Origin of the sequence: Caloranaerobacter azorensis DSM 13643, assembly GCF_900129995.1 — a bacterium.
Lineage (GTDB): Bacteria > Bacillota > Clostridia > Tissierellales > Thermohalobacteraceae > Caloranaerobacter > Caloranaerobacter azorensis.
In genome coordinates, this window is record NZ_FQXO01000099.1 from 1 (window position 1) to 7300 (window position 7300).

General features: G+C 30.1%; 6 protein-coding genes and 1 pseudogene. All 7 read right to left on the reverse strand.

Translation table 11 applies throughout. The annotated features are described in order from the left end of the window. Positions 1-89: 89 nt before the first annotated feature. The gene (rpe, locus tag BUB51_RS11480) at positions 90-749 is read right to left on the reverse strand and encodes a ribulose-phosphate 3-epimerase (RefSeq protein ID WP_073197881.1); all 660 of its coding nucleotides are present in this window, start codon (positions 747-749) and stop codon (positions 90-92) included. A gap of 2 nt (positions 750-751) precedes the next feature. After that, entirely contained in the window at positions 752-1627 is an 876-nt protein-coding gene (gene rsgA / locus BUB51_RS11485) for a ribosome small subunit-dependent GTPase A (protein ID WP_073197883.1), read from the reverse strand. A gap of 12 nt (positions 1628-1639) precedes the next feature. Further along, the gene (gene pknB, locus BUB51_RS11490; protein WP_073197884.1) at positions 1640-3628 is read right to left on the reverse strand and encodes a Stk1 family PASTA domain-containing Ser/Thr kinase; all 1989 of its coding nucleotides are present in this window, start codon (positions 3626-3628) and stop codon (positions 1640-1642) included. A 16-nt stretch (positions 3629-3644) separates the two neighbouring features. Next, positions 3645-4379, reverse strand: coding sequence for a Stp1/IreP family PP2C-type Ser/Thr phosphatase (locus BUB51_RS11495; protein WP_073197886.1), 735 nt, complete (start codon positions 4377-4379; stop codon positions 3645-3647). Between the two features lie 54 nt (positions 4380-4433). Continuing rightward, the gene (rlmN, locus tag BUB51_RS11500; protein WP_073197888.1) at positions 4434-5477 is read right to left on the reverse strand and encodes a dual-specificity RNA methyltransferase RlmN; all 1044 of its coding nucleotides are present in this window, start codon (positions 5475-5477) and stop codon (positions 4434-4436) included. Between the two features lie 65 nt (positions 5478-5542). Next, positions 5543-6883 carry a 16S rRNA (cytosine(967)-C(5))-methyltransferase RsmB gene (gene rsmB, locus BUB51_RS11505; protein ID WP_073197890.1) on the reverse strand — a complete coding sequence of 447 codons (1341 nt, stop codon included), beginning with the start codon at positions 6881-6883 and terminating at the stop codon, positions 5543-5545. A 99-nt stretch (positions 6884-6982) separates the two neighbouring features. Next, positions 6983-7300 (reverse strand): annotated as a pseudogene (locus tag BUB51_RS11510) (hypothetical protein); the annotation flags it as partial.

Genomic DNA, 7300 nt, shown 5'->3' on the forward strand with positions numbered 1-7300 from the left:
TAGTTTCCAGCAAAAATCGGAAAATCTCAAATTTTTAGTGCTTATTCTGAAATTCTTATAAATCAACGGACTATCGCCCTAAAAAATTTTCAAGTGCTAAATTTCTGTTGTTTAAATTTTCTAATCGTCTCAGCAACATCGCTTGAATTAAACACAGCAGAACCTGCTACTAAAACATTCGCTCCACATCTGACAACATTCTCTGCGTTTTCTAACTTTATCCCGCCATCAACTTCAATATCAATGTTTAAATTTTTTTCATTTATTAAATCTCTTAATTTTCTTATTTTCATTCCAATATTATTTATAAATTTTTGACCACCAAATCCCGGATTTACAGTCATTATCAATACCATATCAATATCTTCAATTATATATTCAATAGTAGAAAGAGGTGTAGAAGGATTTAATGCAACACCTGCTTTAATACCATAACTTTTTATTTGCTGAATAGTTCGATGTAAATGTACCGTTGCTTCTTGATGTACAGTGATAATATCAGCTCCAGAGTCAACAAATTCTTTTATATATCTTTCGGGTTCTTCAATCATCAAATGAACATCAAAAGGTAATCTAGTTACACTTCTTAAATTTTTAATAACGGGTGGACCGATAGTAATATTAGGTACAAATCTTCCATCCATAACATCTAAATGTATTAAATCGGCTCCTCCCTTTTCTGCCTTCTTAATATCTTCACCTAATCTACTAAAATCTGCTGATAGAATTGATGGTGCTATCTTAACCATATCTAATACCTCCTATTCTTCTTGAGTTCCTCTAAAAACATCAAATAATTGTTATATCTAGTTTTACTAATTTTATTTTCTTCAACTGCTTTTTTAACAGAACAATCAGGCTCTTTATAATGTCTACATCCTACAAATCTACACTCTCCACTAAACTCATTAATTTCTCTAAAATATAGACTTAAATCTTCTTCTTCCATAAAATCTATATTTAATGAACTAAAACCAGGAGTATCAACCACCCAACCTCCTATGTTTAGCTCTAGCAATTCCGCTCTTCTAGTAGTATGTTTTCCTCTATTAGTTTTACGGCTAACTTCTCCCGTTTTTAGTTGCAAATCAGGTTGTATATTATTAAGTAAAGTCGATTTCCCAACCCCTGAAGGCCCTGCAAAAACTGTTATTTTATTCATTAATATTTGTCTTAATTCATTAATTCCAATTCCTGAAACACAACTCGTATTAATAACTTTGTATCCCGCCTTCAGATAAACATCATTTAAAAATTTCAACTCTTCTTCTGATATCAGATCTATTTTATTGAAACAGATAACTATATCCAAATCTTTAAATTCCGCTAGAAGTAAAAATCTATCTAATAACCATAAATTCGGATCCGGGTTTTTTACTGCAAAAACTATTATAACCTGATCTACATTTGCAACAGGGGGCCTAAATAATTCAGTTTTCCTTTCAAATATTTCCTCTATAAAACCTGTATTATCTTCACGTGATATTCTTATTTTTACTCTATCTCCTACTAATGGGGTTATTTTCTTTTTTCTAAAAAGTCCTCTAGCTCTGCATTCATATATTTTATCATCAACTTTTACGTAATAAAAACCTCCTATACCTTTAACAATTATCCCTTCTAACATTAACAACCCCCCTTAGAAGTTAATATCTTTCTGTTCATAAAACTCACCGTCATAATATATTTCATATTTAACCTCGCCTTTTCCTGAAATGGTTACAGATATTCTCTCTTCTTTAGTTTCATGAACTTTATTATATATAATCTCTTTAGATTGCCCTTGTATTTTATATATTTTCACTTCTACTTTTTCTCTATCTTGTGGAAGAGGAATAATCAACTGTAAAACTTTTTCTTGCTCTTGTACACTATTCTGCTCACTTTGTGCTGCCTGTTCTTCTTTCTTCTTATTATTGTTTTCTGTTAAATTACTATCATTTTGTCCATCTGCATTTTCTGTACTTGGCCCGCTACTTACAATCAAATCAATTGTCGTGTTTTCCTCAACTTCAGCTCCTGCAGGATAACTTTGCCATGTTACTAAGTTTTTAGGAACATCATTATTGAGCTCATACTTCACTTCTCCCAATACAAATCCATTAGATATAATTTCTTTCTTGGCATTTTCTAAATTTAATCCTATTAAATTAGGCATAATTACATAATTTATTTTAGGCCCTTGACTAATTACAAAATTTACTTTAGTACCCTCCGGAACCATCGATAATGGTTCTGGCTCCTGGCTTATTATTATCCCCTCGGGATAAATATCACTAAACTGGTGAACTATTTTCCCCTGTTCAAGACCAACTCTACTTAAAGCTACTTCAATATCACTAGAATATTTATTGAGTAAATCAGGTACTTTCACTAATTTCTCGCCTTTGCTTACTACTACTTCTATTGGATAACCCACCTTAACTTTGTCTTCGGGATCTACATCTTGTGATATGATATACCCTTCTTTATAGTCTTTACTGTAAACTCTTTTCTTAACAACAAACCTTAACCCTAAACTCTCAATTTTTTGCTTGGCAACATCCTCATGCAAACCAACAATCAAAGGAACCTCTACTTCTTTAACAAACAAGTAATCTTTAATGTGTAGAAAACCTACAGCTAAAGCACTAGTAAGAACTAATGCTAGCAATATCGCAGAAATCGTTATTACTTTATTTGATTTATTCTTTTTATCTTTTTTATTTTTATTATTATTTTTTTTATTCATAAGCATATCATCCTTTATCGCTGGAATTACTCTTGTTGGTGAATCATCATAGTTATTAATCTCTACATAACTTCCATCTTTTAATTCTTTAGCCTTTTCAAGATCCTTTAACAATTCTTCAGCACTATCGTATCTTAAACTCTGATCCTTTTCAACACATTTTAAAATAATTTTTTCTAAACTTTCTGGAATAGTCTTAACAAACTGTCTTGGGGTAACAATATCTTCTTGTATATGTTTAATAGCAACTGAAATAGGACTATCGCCCTCAAAAGGCACTCTACCTGTAACCATTTCATACATTACTATTCCTAAAGAATAGATATCTGATTTTTCATTAGTATATCCTCCTCTTGCCTGTTCAGGTGAGAAATAATGAACAGAACCAATCACATTACTCGTATTAGTAACCGTAGAAGTAGTAGCTGCCTTAGCTATTCCAAAGTCAGTAACTTTAATTCTCCCATCATCAGATACTAAAATATTATGAGGTTTTATATCCCGATGAACTATATGATTCTTATGAGCATGACTCAATGCCCTAGCTATCTGTATGGCTATATCAATAGTTTCTTCATAACTTAATCTGCCCTTTTCTCTAATAAGTTCTTTTAACGTTTTACCTTTTACATACTCCATAACTATATAATATATATCACCTTCTACACCCACATCATAAATATTTACAATATTAGGATGCGAAAGGCTTGCAGCCGCTTGCGATTCTCTTCTAAATTTATTAATAAACTCTTCATTATTTATAAATTCAGTTCTTAATACTTTAATTGCAACATACCGATTCAAAAGTTTACACTTAGCTTTATATACTAAAGCCATGCCTCCGCCGCCAATTTTCTCGACTATTTCATACCTATCTCCTAAAAGTCTGCCTTTCACTACTCTCACCTCTTTTCTATTCAATTCTTATCGCCAAAACTGTAGTATTGTCAAAACCGCCCCGTTCATTAGCTATATATGTCAATTTATCACAAGCCTCTTGCATATTCTCTGATGATAACATTATTTTTAAAATATCTTTATCGCTAACCATATTAGATAACCCATCAGTACACAAAATAATAATATCTCCAGTTAAAATATCTATACTAGTTATATCAACCTTTACTTCTTTTTCTGTACCTATAGCTCTAGTTATAATATTTTTTTGCGGATGATTAATTGCCTCTTCTTCTGTTATACTTCCATTTCTAACTAACTCAGCTACTAAAGAATGATCTTGTGTCAATTGAATTAATTTACTCTCTCTAATAAGATAAGCTCTACTATCGCCAACATGTCCTATATATATTTTGTTGCTTTTAATAAAAGCCAATGTAACTGTTGTTCCCATCCCTGAAAATCTTTCATTCTCCAAAGATTGTTTATAAATTTTATAATTAGCTCTTGATAAAGCTAAATTTATAAAATAAGGTATCTCTATTTCATCGTTTAATAATTTATCTTTAAATTCGTATAATACTTCTTTCATCGTACTTATTGCGAGCATGCTGGCAACCTCACCTGCATTTTGCCCGCCCATACCATCAGCTACAACAAATAATGGTAACTCATCAATGTCGGAACAATAGTATGAATCTTGATTAATCTCTCTTACAATACCTGTATCGGTACAAAAACCAACATCCATATTATCCCCTCACTTTTAAAAAACAAAATCTTATATTTTTTTATTAATATAATATTACAATCGATTTTCATTCATATAATCTCTTCTTAACTGCCCACAAGCTGCATTAATATCTCCGCCCATCTCTCTTCTAACAGTCGTATTTATATTTCTACTTTCGAGTATCTCTTTAAATTTTAACACATTTGTACCCTTTGAAGTTTTAAAATTAGCTTCCTTTATCGGATTTAATGGTATTAAATTTACATGACACAACATACCTGATAGTAATTTAGCCAACTCATTAGCATGCCTTTCAGAATCATTAACACTGTTAATCAATGTATACTCAAAAGTAACTCTCCTATTTGTTTTATTAATATAGTATCTACAAGCGTCTAATATGTCCTTAATTGTATATTTATTAGCTATTGGCATAATCTTTTTCCTCTCATCATCAAATGCCGAATGTAATGATATTGATAGTGTAACAGGTATTTTAAGATTAGCTAAATCATAAATCCTTGGCACTATACCACATGTAGAAAGAGTAATATGTCTATAACCTAGGTTCTGTCCGCTTTTACAATGTATAAGTTCTAAAAACTTTATTACATTATTAAAATTATCTAACGGTTCTCCACTTCCCATTAAAACTATATTACTTACTTTAACATTTAAATCCTTCTGTATCTGATACACTTGATCAACAATTTCGCCTGGTGTAAGATTTCGTATAAAACCACCTTTTGTAGAAGCACAAAATGAACATCCCATTTTGCAGCCAACTTGTGTAGAAATACATACAGATATTCCATGTTTATACTTCATCATAACACTTTCTATTATATTACCATCTTCAAGTAAAAAAAGATATTTTTTCGTTTCATCGATTTTAGAATCCAATCTCTTAACTATTTGCAATTTAGTTATTTTATATTCCTGATCCAGCTTGTCCTTTAGTATTTTAGAAAACTCAGTTATATCATCTATTGAATTTATCATCTTCTTATGAATCCATTTAAAAGCTTGCTGCCCTCTAAAAGATTTTTCTCCAATACTTTCAAATAAATTTTTTAGTTCATCTAATGTTAAAGATTTTAAATCTTTTCTATTCAAAAAACCCCTCCCAAATTCTATTTTTCATCTTTTTATTATAGCATATCTAAATTATATAGTAATTACTAGTAAATTTTAATCAATTTTGCAATAAAAAATCCATCTGTTCCATGAATATTAGGAAAAAGTTCAATATATCCGTCTCTACCGTTAATTTTCATATCATCACAGTTAACCTCTTCTATCGGAACAAATTTATACATCGGATTTTCCGATAAAAATCTATTAATTAGCTTTATATTTTCCTCTCTTTCTATTGTGCATGTACTGTATACTAAAATACCATTTTGTTTTAAATAACGACTACTATTTCTAAGAATATTATACTGTATCTGACTAATCTCTTTTATATCTTCTAAACTCTTATTATATTTTATTTCTGGCTTTCTTCTTATTAGTCCGAATCCAGAACATGGAACATCTACCACACAATAATCTATTTTTCCCACTAAATCATCGTCTAATACTAGAGCATCAAAAACTTCTGTCTCAATAATATCGATACCTAATCTTTGTGCATTTTGTTCGATTAATTTAAGTTTATGCTCATGTATATCTCTAGCAATAATCTTACCCTTATTATTCATTTTCTGAGCTATATGAGTAGTTTTACCTCCAGGTGCACTACACACATCTAAAATTAAACTGCCTTCTTTAGGATTTAATATCTGCCCTACAAGCATTGAACTCTCATCTTGAATTTGAAAATATCCTTTCTTAAACTCATCTGTGTCAGTAATTTTAATAGGATTTTCAACTACTATTCCATCATCTGCATACCTAGTCTCATAAACTTTTAAACCCATATCACTGAATTTTCTCATAAGATTATCTCTACTAATTTTTAGTGTATTTACCCTTATATTTAATTTAGGTTTTTTGTTATTAGCTATACACAATTCCTCAGTAAACTCAAAACCAAATTCATTAACCCATCTTTCAATCATCCATTCTGGATGTGAATACTTTATTGAAAGATATTTTATAGGCATCAACTTTTTATCAGGAATTTCGATATTATTTTTGTTTCGAGAAATAGTACGTAATATTCCATTAACAAAACCAACTGTCCCTTTATGACTATATTTTTTTGCTAATTTAACCGACTCATTACACGCTGCACTATCCGGTACTCTATCCATAAAAATTATCTGATAAATTCCCAACCTCAATATTTCCTTCACTATTGGTGATATTTTACTGAATCTAACTTTTGAGTATCTCTTAATAATCCAATCTATAAATATTAAATTCTCTAATACACCATATACTAATTCTCTAATAAACAATTCATCTAATTCATTAACATTTAATCTTAAATTCCTATTTATCGATATACTAGAATAAGCCTTTTTTACATCTACTTCATACAATATTTTCAATGCAATTTCTCTTGAATTTTTCATAATACATTTTCCCGTTGACTTATATCTATAAAAACCTTATAGAAAGCAACGCATACCTATAAATCTTTATAGATTTATAGATCTTATCCGATACTTCTATTATGAGGCTATAAGCCTACATAACTCGAAATCGCTTCCTACTTTTATAGGATTGCACAGCTTAAAATTAAGCCAACGGTTTTCACCTCCTGCTTTGTATTTCTGCTGTGCTTTTTTACTGCCCAATATACATATATTCCTTGCTCCGTTTAAATCAGCATTGATTATTTTATTTACAACTTTGTCTTTGAATAACCCTCGTTTAACTCGCTTCCCATTTAAAGCATTAGTTAAATCAAGGTTATATTGTAGTAACTTTTGCATTATTTTTATATCTTCTGTTAAGCTGCTTACTTTTGATGTGTAGCTTTCATCTAC

Coding starts and splice junctions, on each gene's coding strand:
- rsgA (WP_073197883.1), bottom strand. CDS start 1,627: ATGTTAGAAGGGATAATTGTTAAAGGTATAGGAGGTTTTTATTACGTA.
- BUB51_RS11495 (WP_073197886.1), bottom strand. CDS start 4,379: ATGGATGTTGGTTTTTGTACCGATACAGGTATTGTAAGAGAGATTAAT.
- rpe (WP_073197881.1), bottom strand. CDS start 749: ATGGTTAAGATAGCACCATCAATTCTATCAGCAGATTTTAGTAGATTA.
- rsmB (WP_073197890.1), bottom strand. CDS start 6,883: ATGAAAAATTCAAGAGAAATTGCATTGAAAATATTGTATGAAGTAGAT.